General features: G+C 52.2%; 1 rRNA gene. It reads left to right on the top strand.

Annotated features, from left to right (window positions below):
* Window positions 1–1088 (top strand): 23S ribosomal RNA (locus IEY52_RS26480); the annotation flags it as partial.

Below are 1088 nucleotides of genomic sequence, written 5' to 3'. Positions count from 1 at the left end.
AAGCTAGTAGCTGGTACCTGAGTAGGTCGTTGTTCGTGGAACGATGACTGAATCCGCCCGGACCACCGGGCAAGGCTAAATATTCCCAGTGACCGATAGTGAACTAGTACCGTGAGGGAAAGGCGAAAAGAACCCCGGGAGGGGAGTGAAATAGAACCTGAAACCATACACTTACAAGCAGTCACGGCACCTTACGTGTGTTGTGGCGTGCCTATTGAAGCATGAGCCGGCGACTTAGTCTTGTGTAGCGAGCTTAAATCGAACAGATGGAGGCGTAGGGAAACCGAGTCTGAATAGGGCGACTTAGTTACACGAGCTAGACTCGAAACCAGGTGAGCTAGGCATGAGCAGGTTGAAACTCCCGTGACTGGGAGTGGAGGACCGAACCGGTGCACGCTTAAACGTTCTCGGATGACTTGTGTCTAGGAGTGAAAAGCTTACCGAACCTGGAGATAGCTAGTTCTCCCCGAAATGTATTTAGGTACAGCGTCCAGTGTTCAATGTGGCGTGTAGAGCACTGACAAGGCTAGGGGGCCTACCAGCCTACCAAACCTTATCAAACTCCGAAGTGTCACAGTTGTAACTGGGCAGTGAGGCTGCGTGAGCTAACTTTCGTAGCCGAAAGGGAAACAACCCAGACCGCCAGCTAAGGTCCCCAAATCGTCGTTAAGTGGTAAAGGATGTGGAATTGCAGTGACAGCCAGGAGGTTAGCTTAGAAGCAGCTACCCTTTAAAGAGTGCGTAATAGCTCACTGGTCGAGTGGTTCTGCGCCGAAAATGATCGGGGCTTAAACGATGTACCGAAGCTGCGGATGCACATCTCTGATGTGTCTGGTAGGGGAGCGTTCCAAATGCCAATGAAGGTCGACCGGAAGGACGGCTGGAGGTAATGGAAGTGCGGATGCCGGTATGAGTAACGATAAGACGGGTGAGAATCCCGTCCGCCGTAAGAACAAGGTTTCCTGGGGAAGGGTCGTCCTCCCAGGGTCAGTCAGGACCTAAGATGAGGCTGAAAGGCGCAGTCGATGGACAGCAGGTCAACATTCCTGCACCTTGTTAGTGAGTGATGGAGGGACGCATTAGGATAA

This window comes from Deinococcus roseus (genome assembly GCF_014646895.1).
Taxonomy (GTDB): Bacteria; Deinococcota; Deinococci; order Deinococcales; family Deinococcaceae; genus Deinococcus_C; species Deinococcus_C roseus.
This window is presented reverse-complemented; position numbering and strand designations above follow the sequence as displayed.